Origin of the sequence: Rosistilla ulvae, from assembly GCF_007741475.1 — a bacterium.
Classification (GTDB): domain Bacteria; phylum Planctomycetota; class Planctomycetia; order Pirellulales; family Pirellulaceae; genus Rosistilla; species Rosistilla ulvae.
Genome location: NZ_CP036261.1, coordinates 6286747 through 6302579 on the forward strand (window position 1 = coordinate 6286747; position 15833 = coordinate 6302579).

A 15833-nucleotide genomic window follows, 5' to 3' on the forward strand; every position below is an offset into this window, starting at 1 on the left:
TTCGGTCTGCTGTATCATATCAATACTTTCCCCACCGTCTCGAACCCCTCGACACAAAATGTGCATTCAACAATCCCTTTCGATCGAAGCCGCCAGTCCTCGGCCGCCGCGAGGTATCAAAACTTGGCCGGCCTCGGCGTGGATGGCTATCGTCTTGGTCCTCGCCTTCACACCGTCGCTTCGCGCCGGCGATTGGCCGCAGATTCTTGGTCCCGAACGCAATGGGATCGCCAGCGATGCGGGGGAGGGATTGTGGCAACAGACGCCTCGGGTCGCCTGGCAGATTCCGTGTGGATCGGGATATTCCGGAGTGGCGGTTGTCGATGGGAAGGTTTATTTGTGGCACCGAGTCGATGACCAAGAGCGACTCGATTGTTGTCGATTGAGCGACGGCCAGCAGCTGTGGCAGGCGGAGTTTCCGGCAACCTACGGCGGTGGATTTAACAACGATCGCGGCCCGCGATGCGTGCCGGTGGTCGATCGCGGAACTGTGTATGTCTACGGTGCAGCGGGAGATCTGCACGCCGTCGCCGCATCGGATGGCAAGCCGATCTGGTCGCGAGCGCTGCGACACGACTATGCCGCCGAAGACGGCTACTTTGGCGCCGGCAGCACGCCGATTGTCAGCGGCGATACGGTTGTCGTGGCGGTTGGTGGCGATGATGGCCATGGAATTGTGGGCTTGAATCGCAATTCGGGCAAAACCGTTTGGGCGGCAACCGATCTGACAGCCGACTACGCCTCGCCGATCGCTTTCGACGCAACGACAGTGATCGTGCCGATGCGTTTCCAAACCGTGGTGCTGAACGCGGCCGATGGCGAGATCGTTTTTGAGATTCCGTTTGGTCAGCGCGGTCTGAACGTGATTGGTGCGACGCCAACTCGGGTGGGGGAGCGGTTGCTGTTGAGTGCCAGTTATCGGATCGGAGCGGAATTGGTCGATCTGTCGAAACGGCCGCCGGAGATCGTGTGGAGCGGCGATGATATTCTCAGCAGCCAATACAATTCGGGAATCGTCCGCGACGGCTACGTCTACGGAATCCATGGACGCGAGGATATGGGGGCGGCGACGTTGCGGTGCATCGAACTGGCGACCGGCAAGGTCCAGTGGTCCGAGGAGGATTATGGCGTGGCGCATTTGATCGGCGTTGGCGATCGGTTGATCGCGCAGCGGACCGACGGGACGCTGGAGTTGTTTGCCGCGGATCGGTCGAAGTTCCAATCGCTCGGAAAGATGGAACTGCCGCCGGGAACCTACCGTGCCTTGCCGGCACTGTCGGGCGGCAAGTTGGTCTGCCGGATGAGCGATGGCGAGCAGAGCAAGTTACTTGCTGTCGATCTGACTGCCGCAGGGGCCGATCAGAAATAAAAGCGGGCGTGCCGTCGTTATCGTCGGCGAAGCGTCGGGCTCACAGAGTGCGTTCGAGACGTTTGCGGCGGTCCCTCGGCAGACGTTCTTTTCGGCTTGTCGGTTTAGTCACAACGAGTTTCCTTGAATTAGCCGTTTGGGCGTTAGCCCCGGTTTAGCGGTGCTTGAACCGGGGCTAACGCCCAAACGGCTGATTAAATCGACAGGCCGTTTTGCGGTTCTGCTATCTATAATTATGAGGAAGTCCCGGAAACGCATCTCGCACAACGGCGACCCTTGATGGTATTGTCAGCAGGATCGAACGCCTGCCGCCGCTCCACTGGAGGGGCGTGTTACTCCCCCTGCCGCCTCTCGGGCAACCGTCCTGTGGCGGGACGATTCCCTTAGCTTTTACTTTCATTTATGTATCGTACGCTCTTTTTCATCCCTCACGAATTTGCTGGCATTCCACTGTTTGGCTTTGGCTGGTTGTTGGGAGCGATCGTGTTGTATGCGATCGCAATCACCATCTTTTCCAGCCGCGATCCGAACCGTCGTTCGGAACTGTTCAGCACGTTGGGGATGTGCGCGATCGCGGCGGTTGTCGTCGCGGTGGTCTTTCCCAATGTCGAGATCCGCAACCAGGCGGGCGAACCGATGGGGATGGCGATCCGCGGATATGGGGTGATGATGCTGTTGGGCGTTAGTGCGGCGGTCGGTTTGGCGATCGTTCGCGCCCGCAAATACGGTTTAGGATCCGAGACGATTATGGCGGCCGCGCCGTGGTTGTTTGTGTTGGGAATCTTGGGAGCACGTGCGTTTTATGTCATCGAGTATCGCGACCGGTTCGAGCACGAGAGCGTGCTGCAGATGTTGCGATCGATCGTCGATTTCACGCGCGGTGGGATCGTGGTTTACGGTTCCTTGATCGGCGGGTTTGTTGGGCTGGTCCTGTTTTGTCGTCGCCATAGTCTGCCGTTCTTTCGGATGGCCGACATCATCATTCCGTGCGTCTTTATCGGTCTGTTCTTCGGCCGCATGGGATGTGTCATGAATGGGTGTTGTTATGGCGGACGCTGCGAACCAAGTGCTTATTCGATGCAGTTCCCCAAGGGGAGTCCTGTCTACGAGGATCAGGCGCGCTCGGGCGATCTGTTGGGGCTGGTCGTCGATTGGGGAGATAGCGACAAATCGGATTCCGCGCGGCTCGGGAAGATCGTCGAAGTTGTGCCGGCGTCGCTGGCTGCGGAAGCGGGAGTGGAACCGGGCGGTGAGGTGCGGATTCAATTGGAACGCCCCGCTCCCGAGGATACCGATCTGACACTGCCGATCGACGATACAAGCGGCCTTGGGATCGCGATGTTTGTCGATGGCAAAACCTATCGATGGAAGGCTGACCAATTGCCGCAGCGTGCGAACAGCGTCGCTCCGGCTCAGCTGTACAGCAGTGTGCTTGGGCTGGCGATGGCGGTGATGTTGATGGTGATCTCACCTTGGATTCGGCGCGAAGGGGCGTTGATGGGGATCGGTTTCGCCGGGTATGCCGTCGTCCGCTTTGGGCTCGAATCGATCCGGTCGGATGAACCGGGCCAGTTTGGAACGGGGCTGACGATCTCGCAGTGGGTCAGCATCTTCGTTTTCGTGGGGTCGATCGGGCTGTTGATTTATCTATACCGACGACCGCTGAAAACGGCTGACCCCGCGACGGTCACCGCTTCGCCGTAAAGTTGGTCTTTGTGCCTCGAAAGGTAGCGTTAACGCTTGAATCTGCGGCCGGCTTGTGCCATTCTCTTGCTTTTCCATAAGCACTATATCCGCAAGATTTTGAGATATGATTCATCCGTTGATTGTGATGGCGATCGGCATTGCGCTGGTCATTGGTTTGATCATGTGGCTGCGCGTCAATGCGTTTATCGCGTTGTTGATCGCTGCGATCAGTGTCAGTTTGTTGACGCTGGAACCGGTGCCGCAGCCCACCGGGGCTGGTGATTCGACATCGCAGAGCGTCGGATATCGATTGGCTGGCGATGCGATGTCGCGGGTGACAGCTGCCTTTGGTGAAACATGTGGCAACATCGCGATCGTGATCGCATTGGCGGCGGTGATCGGAACCTGCATGATGGACAGCGGTGCGGCGGACAGGATTGTTCGCGCGTTCATGTCGATGCTTGGGGAAAAGCGAGCTCCGTGGGCGTTGATGGGCAGCGGTTATGTGTTGGCGATACCGGTCTTCTTCGATACGGTTTTCTATCTGCTGGTGCCACTGGCGCGATCGTTTTATCGACGAACTGGCGGAGCCTATCTGAAGTGCATTTTGGCGATCAGTGCCGGCGGAGCGATCACGCATACGTTGGTCCCGCCGACTCCCGGTCCGTTGACGATGGCTGCGAATCTGGGCATCGATATGGGGACGATGATTTTGATCGGTGCGATGGTTGCCTTGCCCGCAGCGATTGCAGGCATCTTGGTCGCGGGGCTGTTGGACCGCATGTTCGATATCCCAATGCGGGAGGTCGCTGGTCATGAAGAGCCCGAGCCGCTGGCCGACGACCAATTGCCAAGCTTGTTCGCGTCGCTGTTGCCCGTGCTGTTGCCGGTGGTGATGATCGCGCTGCATACCGTTGCCAGCACCCTTTCATCGCGAGAATTGCTCACCAAAGCCGAGGTCGAAGCTGTTGCTCAAGGGACTACCTTGGATGCTCAGGTCGCAGCGATCCAGGCGGAAGCGGAACTGGCCGGAAAGAATGTATCGAAGGATGAGGTTCTGAAGCAGGTCAAAGCCGAAACCTTGGCCGAGTACGGAGCGCCCGGGTTCTTCACCAACGCAAGTCGTGTGACCAACGTGGTTGGTAATCCAGCCTTCGCGCTGCTGATTTCTACGATCATCGCGATGGGAGTTTATATCCGGCAGCGGACGCCCAGCAGGCAGGATGTTGCCAAGATGGTGGAGCTGTCGTTGATGAGCGGCGGGGTGATCATCTTGATCACGGCGGCAGGCTCTGCGTTTGGAGCGATGTTGAAGCAGGGAGGTGTTGGCGATTCGATTCGACAGATCGCCGAAAACACCTTTGGCGACACGAGCCCCGGCACGGTGATGCTGTTCCTGGGCTTCGGTTTGGCGTCGCTGCTGAAGATCGCTCAAGGTTCCAGCACCGCGGCGATGATCATCGTCTCGGGGATGATGGCGGGGATCATCGATGGGACCGAGCTGCCTTATGGTACCGTTTATATCGCAACCGCGATCGGTGCGGGTTCGCTGGTCGGATCTTGGATGAACGACAGCGGTTTTTGGATCTTTGCCAAGATGGGCGGCTTGACCGAAGGGGAAGCCCTGAAAACCTGGACTCCGTTGTTGGCGGTGCTGGGAATCGTCGGCATGGCTGCGACGCTGGTCCTTTCGCGAATCATGCCGTAGCGTGGTGGGATGTCGCGTCGCGGGCAGGCTTATGCTTGGCCGCGTGCGCGGGCGATTCGCTGTAGGTCGGCTTCGATCTCGATCAATTGTTCGGTCGTCGCGTCGCGCAACGCTGCTTCGCTGGAAACCGTCATCGACAGAATGCTCTGCAAAATCTGAATCCGGCCCAAAACCACACCACGAGCTTCGCCTTTTGCCTCTCCTCTCGCTTCGCCGATTTTCTCGCCTTCCTCACGCGCGGCGGCTAGTCGCCATTCGTGATCGCGGAGCGCTTTTTCACGTTGATCGTACATCGATCGGTCCTCGGTCTTTTCAGAGATAGTTGCCACGGTAGCGATCGCTTGCTGGAACTCGGTCGCTAGTAACAGTTCGCGCAAACGTTTTTCGTCGAACTCGTGAGCCCTCAGTAAAAAGAAAACCCATTGCTCGCTGCAGACTTGTCATGGCAGGTCGCGTCGCGGGCAGGCTTATGCTTGGCCGCGTGCGCGGGCGATTCGCTGCAGGTCGGCTTCGATCTCGATCAATTCTTCGGTCATCGCGTCGCGCAACGCTGCTTCGCTGGAAACCGTCATCGACAGGATGCCTTGCAAAATCTGAATCCGGCCCAAAACCACGCCGCGGGCCTCTCCTCTCGCTTCGCCGATTTTCTCGCCTTCCTCACGCGCGGCGGCTAGTCGCCATTCGTGATCGCGGAGCGCTTTTTCACGTTGATCGTACATCGATCGGTCCTCGGTCTTTTCAGAGATAGTTGCCACGGTTGCGATCGCCTGCTGGAACTCGATCGCTGGTAACAGTTCACGCAAACGTTTTTCGTCGAACTCGTGAGCCCTCAGCAAAAAGAAAACCCATTGCTCGATGCGGCTCGCCGTCGCTATCGAAGCTTCCTCTAAATTGTACTTCAGAAGTTCAACAGTGTGTACTTCGATCGCATCGGTCAGCTGGCGACCGCTGGAGCGATCGAGCATCTGAAACCGATGGTGTGGCTGAGGCGAATCGGTAAACAGGTTCTTGTTCAGCAAACAGATGGAGATCGCTGGGTTCAGATTTGAATAATTGTCGCCGGATTGCAATTGATCGACGTACATCGAACAGGCGTAATAAGTCAAGCGTTTCAGCAGACCGCTTGCGATGGAAACTTGCATCTCGATGTTCAGCCAGCGGTCGCTCTGATCGCGGGCGCGGACGTCCAGCACGATCTGCTTGGCGTCTTCAAACTCTTGGTAGCTGAACGGATTCAGGATCGTGACTTCCCGAATCGGCGACTGCAGCTTCAACACTGCATTCAACAGACCGATCAACGCCGAAGTGTTCTCGGGACTCCCGAAAATCTTCTTGAAGGCGAAATCGACGAGCGGACGGATGCCCAGCGGCATAGCAAGCTCCATCAAATCGACAGACTGCAATGAGACCTACTTAAGCATAGCATAGGCCGGTGTGTCTGGCGAGAAATGGAGAACGCGATTGCTAGCTCAGCTTGCGGAGTCTAGCGTTGCATCGCCGGAGCCGCTTCGGCGACGCGAGCTTGGTGTGGGGCTTCCCAGATTTGAAACTCCGCCCACACTGGCAGATGATCGGAGACATCCAGTGCCTGTTCACGCGACAAACCAAAGGCACGTTCGAGATCGAACACGCCCCATCGCCCGGTAAACTCCTGCGTCGCTTGGGCATGGAACAGGATGTTGTCGTAAGCTTTGTTCTGTCGCGTGTTGGTCATCGCATTGCGAACGACCCAAGTGATTCCCGGAATCTGTCCCAGTGAACCGAGTTGCTTCTCGCTGGCATTTAGATCTCCCAGCAAGATCACGTCGTCTTCATCGGCTCTCGCCGTTTGCATCACGCGAAACACGTCGGCCAAGGCTGCGACCTCTTCGGGAACTTCGTCGGGGTCGGTGTGCGTATCGACTAACCAAAACGTAAACGCATGCTGCGGCGACGCCGTGCGGGCGCGGAACCGTGCAACAAAAGGTTCTCGGTGCAGCAGGTCGTTGGGATCTTGCATCGTGCCGACGGCTTGAGGGTCGTGCTCGATGCGGTTGGTATCAAAGATGTAGGCGTATTGTTCTTTGCTGTTGGAACGTCCCAAGCGAGGACCAATCAAGAAGCTGTATCGGCTGCCATCGGCGTTGATCGCACTGACAAAGTCGGGCAGGATGTTGTCCGCTTTGGCGCGGACTTCTTGAATCGCGACGATATCAAACTGGCGAACGACCGCCGCCAAAACCTCGACGACCTCCGGTTTGCCAAGCTTGCTCTCTCCGAAAACCTGGATGTTAAAAGTTGCGATCAGCAGTCGATCGCTCGGCTTCCGCGAGGCAGCCTGCTGCACCGGGGCAGGTCGCATCGCCGCCGATGTGGGCTGCACGTAGTTCGTCCCCGCCTGCGGATTGGCTGGCGGGTATCGGCGTGCTGGATTTGCGGAGGTTGGAATCGCTCGAGGATCGATTCCCGGCGGAGGATATCCCTGGGCGTAGCCGGGATTGTTTGTTGCAGTCGCCGCCGGGTAGCCGTTCGCGCTGGGAGCTGGGAACGCGCCAGCAAGTTTTTCCTCCTCATCACTGATGAACCGCTGCACGAGCGGTCCAAGGACGGGCAGGTCCGACTTCAAATAGCCGCCGATCCCGCCGCTGGAAACGGTGGCGACCAACGTCCAGATGACCGTTGTTAATCGAGGGCTTTTACGCGACTTTCTGCGTGCCACGTCAGGCCTCCCTGCCTGCGTTGTGCTGAGACGTTTCGAGAGCCGAAACCGGTCGTCGGACCCACTTCGCGTTGCGCAATCGAATTCACCACTCTCTATAGTGGCTGACCGCTTGCCAAGGCAATATCAGTGCGGGGGCGATTTCCAACTCGCAAGAAACGCGAACCAGTTTAGAGACTCAGTTCGCTACGGCGAGGAGCGATGCCGCAGCAAATGCGGCCAGAAATTGGTGGACCTTGCGGGCCCGCGACGGCTTGAGCGGAATAGTGCATCGCCCAAGCCGTGCTTTGCGTTTACCAATACTCGGACTATTTGCCGATGCAATACAGCTTGTGGTTCACGCGGATGAACAGATTACCGCCGGAGACGACAACGCTCGACCGGACGTTATTTTCGCTTGGATCATCCATCGAGACGTTGTTGATGATCTCGCCCGTCTCGGCATCGAAGATGACAACATCGCCAGCAAAGTTGACAACGTAGATCTTGCCATCGGCAACGGTTGGCGAAGCTTCATATTTCTTCAGTCCAGGCGTTTTGACTTCCCATTTAACCTTTCCGGTCTTCGGTTCGACTCGCATCAGCATCTTCCGTAGATCGCTGAGGACAAAGAAGTCGCCATCGTAGAACGCGGGGGTCGGAACGTCCGATGTCAGGTTGCGATCGTCGGTGCTGATCCAACGAATCGACGAATCGTCCAATACTCCCTTGCCGCCGACGGCAACCGCGTAGATCGGATCCTTCTTCGGAGCGCAGATCAGGATCGTTTCATCGCCAACAACGGGAGAGGGAACGTGACGCCAGTGCCCGATCCGTTGGGGATTCCAAGTCCCCCAACGCCACAGTTCATTCCCGGTCGCTGGATCGTGGCCTGTGATTGCGTCGCCGCCGATCACTAACAGTTCTTCCCGGCCGTCGTGCTGGTAGGGGATCGGAGTTGTAAAGGCTTCTCGCGATTCCGCCTGGGCCTTGCTGGGGCGAATGATCCGCCAAAGGTTTTCGCCCGTCTGAGGATCGATCGCCATCAAATATGATTCGTTTACCTTGTCCGCCAAGCCGCGTCCGTTGACGGGCGTGTCGCGCTGCAAGACTTGCATGATCAAGCGGTTCTGATAGATCAGCGGGCTTGTCGAGAAGGTCCACTGAAAAGCAAAAGATCCGTATTCGCTTTGCAGGTTGCGCTTCCACTGTTGTTTGCCATCGAAGTCGTAGGCGACCAGTTCGCCGTTGCCGAAGAAGAAGATCGCCACCTTTCCGTCGGTCACAGGCGATGGCGCGGCAAAGGTGCTTCGCGTGTCTTGCCGTGTTCCCTTGGCGATCTCATGTTTCCACAACTGCTTGCCCGTCTTGCGGTCGAAGCAGAGTGCCAGCAGTTCATCGTTTCCGGGCGAGGTGCTGGAGACGAAGATATGATCGCCCCAGATCGCTGGCGTCGCAGCGCTTGGCCCAGGCAGATCGGCTGACCAGCGGACGTTTTCAGTGCGCGAAAACTCGGTCGGCAGATTCGTCTCGGTCGACGAGCCATTAAAATGCGGACCACGGAACTGAGGCCAGTTTTCCGCTGTGGCAAAGCTTCCGCACAGGATCAGTCCTGCGCATCCAAGGAATCGAGCGATAGAAGCGGAACGCATGGGGATCGTCTTTCGGTTTTGGTAGGAAGCAAACTCTAGGAAGGCAACGATCATCATAGGATAATCCCCCGCCATCGCGAGAATCAAGTCGGACGTCGATTCGGCAAACGGGAACCGGCACCGCGATCGCGACGGCGTCGACTTCTCAGCCGGTTTCTGCATCGGCGAACATCCACCGCGTTGCCGCGTTGGATTGCAGACAACACCTAGTCAGCCCATTGCGCAAGCGGTTCAATAGGGCACCCGCGATGCCGTCGCCGGTTTCCGAGCCACTGCGTTACCGATCACCCCAGCAAAACGATGACCAAGACGAAAACCAAGGCCGCTCCAAAAACAGCTCGCAAATCCAAGACGCCGACGATGGCCGAAACCGCCGACAAGTTCCTCTGCTACCAGAAGTCGGTGCAATCGCCCAGCCATGAGGTCGAGTTTTTTGAGCAAGCGTTTCGCGATGCCTTTCGCCGCAAACCCTATACGCTTCGCGAGGACTTTTGCGGCACCTTTGCCGTCTGTTGCGATTGGGTCGTTTCGAACAAGCGGCGGACGGCGATCGGTGTCGATCTGTGCGATCAGACGCTGCAGTGGGGCCGCGATCACAACCTGTCCAAGCTGACCGAAAAGCAACAGTCGCGCGTGACGCTGCTGCAGGAAGACGTTCGAATTCCCAGCGTTCCCACGGTCGACGTCTTGGCGGCGCAGAACTTTTCGTTCTGGATCTTCAAGACGCGTCCCGAAGTGCTCGAATACTTCAAGGCCGCGCGAGCGAACTTGAACAGCGAAGGGATCATGGTGATCGATATGATGGGAGGCGGAGCGTGTTACGAGGAACAGAACGTCGACAAGCGGACGATCAAAAAGGGGAAGCACGGCTTCGAATACCATTGGCAACAAGTCAGCTTCAACCCGGTCAACGCGGACGCTCACTTCCGCATCGATTTCAAGTTTGCCGATGGCAGCAAAATGAAAAACGCCTTTGAGTATCACTGGCGTTTCTGGACGATCCCCGAGGTCCGCGAGCTGTTAGCCGAGGCGGGCTTCCGCGAGAGTCACGTCTATTGGGAACAGGAAGAGGATGCGGGCAAAGACGCCGGGGAGTGGCGTCGCGGCATCAACGCGCCGAGTCACCCTAGTTGGATCAGCTACATCGTTGGCGTCGCATAGCCGGCAGGCCACAAGATGATCGTGCCATCGCGGCTGGCGGTCATCATCAGGCTGCCATCGCGCGTGGCGTCGACGGCAGTCAGCCCCAGGGAGTGCTTGCGGAGAGCGAGGATCTCGCGTCCCTTCCCCGACCGATCGGACAGCCGTGGGTCCCACAGCCGCGCCGATTTATCGCGGCTGGCGGTCATGATGCGACGCTGTCGCGGATCGCTCCCCAGAAATCCGATCGCTTCGATCTGATCGGCGTGTCCCTGCAAGACGCTTCGCGGTGTGTCGGCCCCTTCGCCGTCGTCGGTCAATTGCCAGACGCGCGCCTGCCGGTCTTCAGACCCTACGGCGATCCATTGCCCATCGTCGGAGAACGCTCCGCACAAGAAAGGTGCATCGGATTCCTTGTCTTTGAACAGGCGTGGCGGTTGATCTTGGTCGACGCTCCAGACGCGAGCGACCGCATCGTCCCCAACGCTCAACAAATAGTTCCCGTCGGGGGAAAACCGGACTTGATGAATCGTCGCTTTCTCGGTTCCCGCGACCTGCAATTCTTTGATCAACGTGATCGCTTGCTGCTGCGGATCCCAACGCCACAGACGGCAGACACCGTCCTCGCCACCGCTGGCAAACGTGTAGTCGGATTCGATGGGCGAAAATTGTACGGTGCGGACTGCTCCATCGTGCGGGACCTCCATCTTCTGCAGCGACCGCCCCGAGGCGACGTCCCAGATTCGGATCGATCGACTTCCCGTGACGACATACTTTCCGTCGAACGAGAAATCGGCTTCGGTCACGCCTCCATGCGATCGATAGCTGCGGATGTGATTCAGGCTTTTTAAGTCCCACAAGAAGGCGGCGTCGCCGGCCAGCGAGAGCAGACGGTCGGATCCCATCGGCACCGCATCGGCTAACGTCGCCAGTTTCTTCGGCATTTGCAAGACTTGGTCAACGGCGGCCTTTGCGTCGCCGAGTCTCCAGATTTTGACAAAGTCGCCGGAGGTTTGATCATGCGACGTGACAAGCGTTTCCGAATCGCCAAATCGAACGCTCACGATGCGTTGTTTTTTAGCAGCGTCGCCCTCAGCCGCTTCGCCGCGGCGGACAGCGCGATCGATCACGCGGTCCTTTCCATTGCTGAGGTCCCACAGCGTGACGGTGCTGGTGAGCGTCCCTTCGAGCGACGATTCCGCCAACGTCGCGGCGCTGCGACCATCGGGGGCGATACTCAACCGAGTGACAAAACCTGGGTGCGGAAGGACATCCAACAATTGCAGCGTCTTCAAATCGACTCGCGAGACCTTTTGGTCGTCGGCGGCAATCAACAACTGCTGGCTGTCGGGCGTGAACTGTGCCGCATTGATCCGGAATCCGAGGTGTTGATTCAACGCTGCCCCGACGGTTTTGCCCGTCGCACGATCCCACAGCAGGCCCAACCCGTTGCGATCGCCGGTGAAGATCAATCGGTTGTCGGGTGAGATCGCAATCGCGGTGACGGTGGTTTGATGTTGTTTTAGTCGAAACTTCGGCTTTTCCGCGATCATACCCTGCGCGTCGATTTCCCAAACAAGAAACCTCGCATCTTCGTCGCTGCTGCCGGTGACCAACAAGCTGCCATCGGATGAGACGGCAAGCGTTGTGTTGAGTCCAGTTCCCGCGGCGCTCGACAACTGGCTGCCGCTTCCCATGTCCCAGACGCGGACGGTGGAATCGGCGCTGCCGACAAACAACCGGTTGTGGCTGGGATCGACCGCCAGCGAAAGGGCAACAAACGGCGAGCCCTCTTGCAAGCGTCCGTTCTCGTCGACCAAGTCGACAGTATTTTTGAAGCCCAGCGTCTTCGGGTCGATCTCCAAAACGCGAGCCGTGTGATCTCGGCTGGCCGTGACGATCTTCGTTCCGTCGGCGTTAAACGACGCCGACCAGATCTCATCGTCATGGGGACGCGTCTGCAGCGACGGCGCGTCCGATTCGGTCGACTGGAACGCAACGGTCTCTTGCAGAGTCGCCGGTTGCCAAACGCGAACCGCCGCATCGTTTCCTGTCGACAAGATCCGGCCATCGTTTCCTGGAAAGAAGACCGCGTCGCGAACCCAGCCGCCGTGCCCGCGAAGCGTCTTGGTCAATCGAGTTGATGCGACATCCCAGAGCTTGATCGTGTAGTCGTCGGAGGTCGTCAACAATTGCGTCCCGTCGTCGTTGAACTCGATCGATTCGATCGCATCGGTGTGCGCCACTGCGGGGGAAGCCTGCGAATCGGCGGGCGTCAGCTTGAGCGTATTGTCGTTTTGTGAGTCGATCAGTTCGCTAAACGGCGTCGCTTGCGGCGATCGCAACTCCGATTCGGCAGCTGGTTTATTCGGGGCATCGGTTCCCGAGATCGCTTTAACCGCCATCGTGATCCGCGAAGCATAATCGACAGGGCGTACCGCGTTGGTTTTCCAGACGAGCACGCGACCGCTGCGGTCTCCCGAGGCGGCGCGAAGTCCATCGGCGGAGAGAGCGACGGCCATCAGTGGCGCGTCGTGTTCCAGGAAATCGCCGACGCGTTGAAACTGCCCCGCCACCAGGTCCCAGACCACGGCGCGGCCGGAGCGTTCATCGGCGACCGCCGCCAAAACGCGGACTCTGCCGTTGGCGAGCGACAGCGACAGGTCGTTGACCGCGGCGATGTGCCAACACTGGGCCAGTTCTCGCTGTTGATTCAGATCCCACAATCGCAGCGTCCGATCGCGGCTGCCGCTGATCAAACGCTGCTCGTCGACAAAGCCAAGCGATGTGATCTCGTCGCTGTGACCGCGCAACACGCTTTGCAACTCGAGCGTCTTGGCATCGTACAACCGCACGATTCCATCGGCACCCGCCGTGGCGATCGCCTGTTGATCGGGAGAGATCGCCGTCACCTCAACCGATCCCAGTTTGGGCAATTGGCCGACCTCAGCTGTCGTGATCTCCCCAGCGTCGTCGATCTCGATGCGCTGCGTCGTGCCGTCGTCGAGCGTCACAATCGCTTGAGTCGCGGTGCGGTTGATCGCCAGATTGCGTCCGGCGGCCGCCAACGGTTTGTCATCTTGTGCTTGGTTGGCTTGCTGCCACAGCCATTGCCATTCCCATCCGGGCGATTCCCCATCGCTCTTTTGCGCCTTCAATTCCAGCAGGATCCGGCGGGCATCATCGAATTCATTTTGATCGATCCTCGCTTTGGCTAAACCGATCTGCGCAACGTAAGCTTCGTAGACCGCGTTCTCGCGTTGGCGGATCGCTTCTTCGGCATTTTTCATCGCGATCGAGCGTTGCTGCAACGCGATCTGTTCTTGGCGAGCTGCCTCCTCTGCATTTTTGATCGCTTTGCGTTCGTTGGCCGCGGCCAATTGGAAATTGCTCTCCGCTTCGATCGCTTTTTGCGTGGCGATCGCCCGCTGTCGATCGGCTTCGTCCGCCTCTTCTTGCGCGATCCCCTTCTGGTACTCCGCTTCGACTTGGCTGCGTCGAGCCAGTTCCATGTTCTCAAGCGCTTCGGCTCGCTTGGCTTCCGCCAGCCGAGCGTTGGTGCGAGCTTGGCGTTCAGCGTCGACCGCGCGGTTCTTTTCGGTGCTGATCTTGTAGAGCGCGCCGCTGCCCCCCAGCAGGATAAACGCGACTAGGCCGACGGCGACTTGCTTGGCGAGACGCAGTCGACCGCGGCGCGAATCGCGGTCGTGTTGTCCGTGTTGAAGCTTCTCGATCAGCGGACGATGGTTCTCGTGCTGATCGTCCAACAGCGACAGCCCAAGCTCGAAGTCTTCTTTTTCCAACGCGGTGGTGGCATAGGCGACGCGGGCTTTGTCGAGCCCCAGTTCGGCGATCTCGTTGCCTGGCCAAAGCGTCAACGCCTCTTCGAATCCAAACGTGGCCCGCGCGAAATCGGTGTATTCGTTCGATTCTTCCGCCTGCAGCAGATCGGTATCCGCTCGCACCGTCATCATGATGCTCTCGGCATGCGAACGGTACTGGCGAATCGCTTTCTGCAGATCGGCGGCGCTGGCGTAGCGCCGCGACGGTTTGGTCGCCATTGCGGTCCGGGCGATCTGCATCAGTTCGCCATCGTGCCGGCTGGAGACATCGACGATCTGGTTGGTGACCGCAGCTTTGAGACACTGGGTTAAGTTGTTGCCGATGTGTGGCGGTCGGCCCGTGATGATCTCGAACAGCACAGCTCCCAACAAATAGATGTCGCTGGCCGGTCCGATACTCTCGACCGGTCCGGCTGCCATTTCGGGAGCCATGTAGGCTGGCGATCCGCCCAAGCTGGCGGCTTTTTGAATCGAGGATTTCTTTTTGCACTTGGAGGTCGGGATCGCCAGTCCCCAGTCCATCAGCATCACGACCCCAAACTCGCCAAGCATCACGTTTTCGGGCTTGATGTCGCGATGGACGACGCCGCGGGCATGCGCGAATCCGATCGCATCGCAGACTTTCAGCAAGATCTCGAGATTCTCGTCCTGCGACTTGTCCATGATCGCTTTGGACCACGGGATCCCGTCGACCTTTTTCATCGCATAGAACAAAGCCTTGTCGTCGGCCAAGGCCAGGTCGTGGATCGGCACGATGTTGGGATGGTCGAGGTCGCCCGTGACGATCGCTTCGGATAAAAACTGATTTCGCCGATTGTTTTCCGCGGCATCCAGCCGGCCGGTCTCGCGGAGCTGTTGCGCCTTGGCATCGGCCAACGGGCGGACCATCTTGAGAGCGACCAGCCGGTCCAGCGATGTCTGACGGGCCAGATAGACCGTTCCCATTCCCCCTTCGCCCAAGACCTCGATCAATTCGTAGTCCGATCCGATGCTCAGATCGGTACCGATACCAGCCAGCTGACGTCCAGGAACCAAGACCTTGCTCTCGGTGATGTCGTCGCGATCGACCGCTCCGTGGGGCACCGCTGGCGGAGCTTGATTGTCGGTGGAGAGACTGAAGTCGCTGGTCAGCCCCCAAATCTGCTTGTCCGCGTCGCTAAGCGACCGCGCATCGATCGTCTGGGTGATGTTGTTTCCGTTGAGCACCGAATCCGGATCGATCGTCTCCTTTAGATCGGGAACGTCCGATAGCATCCCACTTTCGAGTTCCATCGTGGGGAAATCGCCCAAGCCTTGCGGGTTGCCCAGATCGACAGTTGGGGTTTCAAACGTTTTGCCGAGGCCTTCGTCGACCGTCTGTCTGGGATCGATCCGCCCCGCGTCGTCTTCTTGCAACGCCTGCAGATCGTCGGCGTCGAGAGTCGGAGAGTCGTCGGATTCCTGATCGTTCAGATCAACCGTCTTATCACCCACCAGGAACGTTTGTTGAGGATCCAGGAAATGTTCCCCTTCGATGATCGTTCCCGTCGGGCCAAACGCCTTGCTTAGTGGGGAATCGTCGACATCTTTGTCGACAACAGGTTCATCGAACTCCACGGTTTGATCACCGACAGGATCGGTCGACTGCTTCGCATCGGACAGCGGCAGGGGGCTATCCTCATCGTCCTCGAAGAATTCGAACGTCTGTTCCAATTCATCTGATACGGTGCGTTTGCCGGGGTCTTTAGGATCGTTGTTTGTCATCGTCAAACTGTCCGAA

General features: G+C 58.4%; 9 protein-coding genes. 4 read left to right on the forward strand and 5 right to left on the reverse strand.

Annotation, left to right across the window (positions count from 1 at the left end):
* The first annotated feature begins 58 nt into the window (after positions 1–58).
* The 3 genes from EC9_RS22345 (at position 59) to EC9_RS22355 (ending at position 4763) form a co-directional block, all read left to right on the forward strand.
* Positions 59–1369 carry an outer membrane protein assembly factor BamB family protein gene (locus EC9_RS22345; RefSeq protein ID WP_218934354.1) on the forward strand — a complete coding sequence of 437 codons (1311 nt, stop codon included), beginning with the start codon at positions 59–61 and terminating at the stop codon, positions 1367–1369.
* A gap of 402 nt (positions 1370–1771) precedes the next feature.
* Complete coding sequence (locus EC9_RS22350) at positions 1772–3073, forward strand: prolipoprotein diacylglyceryl transferase (protein WP_145348276.1); 1302 nt, start codon at positions 1772–1774, stop codon at positions 3071–3073.
* A gap of 106 nt (positions 3074–3179) precedes the next feature.
* Positions 3180–4763 carry a GntP family permease gene (locus EC9_RS22355; RefSeq protein ID WP_145348277.1) on the forward strand — a complete coding sequence of 528 codons (1584 nt, stop codon included), beginning with the start codon at positions 3180–3182 and terminating at the stop codon, positions 4761–4763.
* A 29-nt stretch (positions 4764–4792) separates the two neighbouring features.
* On the opposite strand, the gene EC9_RS22360 is transcribed toward EC9_RS22355, so the two are convergent.
* The 4 genes from EC9_RS22360 to EC9_RS22375 form a co-directional block, all read right to left on the reverse strand.
* Positions 4793–5092, reverse strand: a complete 300-nt coding sequence (locus tag EC9_RS22360; protein ID WP_145348278.1) for a hypothetical protein — start codon at positions 5090–5092, stop codon at positions 4793–4795.
* A gap of 138 nt (positions 5093–5230) precedes the next feature.
* Positions 5231–6136 (reverse strand): Rpn family recombination-promoting nuclease/putative transposase, encoded by a 906-nt coding sequence (locus EC9_RS22365; protein ID WP_218934355.1) that lies wholly within the window; start codon positions 6134–6136, stop codon positions 5231–5233.
* A gap of 110 nt (positions 6137–6246) precedes the next feature.
* Positions 6247–7461, reverse strand: a complete 1215-nt coding sequence (locus EC9_RS22370) for an endonuclease/exonuclease/phosphatase family protein (protein ID WP_145348280.1) — start codon at positions 7459–7461, stop codon at positions 6247–6249.
* A 308-nt stretch (positions 7462–7769) separates the two neighbouring features.
* Positions 7770–9254, reverse strand: a complete 1485-nt coding sequence (locus EC9_RS22375; RefSeq protein WP_145348281.1) for an outer membrane protein assembly factor BamB family protein — start codon at positions 9252–9254, stop codon at positions 7770–7772.
* Positions 9255–9392: 138 nt separating this feature from the next.
* Between EC9_RS22375 and EC9_RS22380 the strand changes: the two genes are divergently transcribed.
* Positions 9393–10253 (forward strand): hypothetical protein, encoded by an 861-nt coding sequence (locus EC9_RS22380; RefSeq protein WP_145348282.1) that lies wholly within the window; start codon positions 9393–9395, stop codon positions 10251–10253.
* On the opposite strand, the gene EC9_RS22385 is transcribed toward EC9_RS22380, so the two are convergent.
* On the reverse strand, positions 10232–15817 hold the full coding sequence (locus EC9_RS22385) for a protein kinase domain-containing protein (protein WP_145348283.1): 5586 nt from the start codon (positions 15815–15817) through the stop codon (positions 10232–10234). The two genes, EC9_RS22380 and EC9_RS22385, sit on opposite strands and share 22 nt — an antisense overlap.
* Positions 15818–15833 lie beyond the last annotated feature (16 nt).

Coding starts and splice junctions, on each gene's coding strand:
- EC9_RS22345 (WP_218934354.1), top strand. CDS start 59: ATGTGCATTCAACAATCCCTTTCGATCGAAGCCGCCAGTCCTCGGCCG.
- EC9_RS22350 (WP_145348276.1), top strand. CDS start 1,772: ATGTATCGTACGCTCTTTTTCATCCCTCACGAATTTGCTGGCATTCCA.
- EC9_RS22355 (WP_145348277.1), top strand. CDS start 3,180: ATGATTCATCCGTTGATTGTGATGGCGATCGGCATTGCGCTGGTCATT.
- EC9_RS22365 (WP_218934355.1), bottom strand. CDS start 6,136: ATGCCGCTGGGCATCCGTCCGCTCGTCGATTTCGCCTTCAAGAAGATT.
- EC9_RS22375 (WP_145348281.1), bottom strand. CDS start 9,254: ATGCAGAAACCGGCTGAGAAGTCGACGCCGTCGCGATCGCGGTGCCGG.
- EC9_RS22380 (WP_145348282.1), top strand. CDS start 9,393: ATGACCAAGACGAAAACCAAGGCCGCTCCAAAAACAGCTCGCAAATCC.
- EC9_RS22385 (WP_145348283.1), bottom strand. CDS start 15,817: ATGACAAACAACGATCCTAAAGACCCCGGCAAACGCACCGTATCAGAT.